This window comes from Methylobacterium sp. A54F, from assembly GCF_053346035.1.
In genome coordinates this window covers 1-342 of sequence record NZ_JBKFBF010000071.1, presented here as the reverse complement: position 1 = coordinate 342, position 342 = coordinate 1, and the positions used below count along the sequence as shown (strand labels likewise).

Here is a 342-nt window from a genome sequence, read left to right as displayed (position 1 = left end):
CGCGCTGATCGCCCCGCCCCAGGGCCGCGTCGGGCCGCTGACGCCCGAGGAGCGCGCCGCCCTGATCGCCGCGAGCCCCCTGCGGGGCAAGTACGCCGCGGCGGTCGACAACGAGAGCGCCTACGAGATGCTGGCCAAGCGCAAGGGCCTCGACGCAGGCCCGGCCGAGGCCGCGCAGCAGACGGAGGGCGGCCCCGGCGGCCTCCTCGGCAGCCTCGGCGGGATGCTGGGCGGCGTGCTCGGCTCGAAGCCGGCCGCGAAGGGCGCCCCCCGCCCGCCGCAGAGCCTCGCCGAGCAGGTCGTCTCGAACGCGGCCCGCCCCATGGCCCGGTCGGTCGGCAC

General features: G+C 79.2%; 1 protein-coding gene. It reads left to right on the top strand.

Annotated elements, in window-relative coordinates:
• The coding region (locus ACLBXP_RS25375; protein WP_447670605.1) for a helicase HerA-like domain-containing protein at nt 1-342 on the top strand (342 nt) is incomplete at both ends.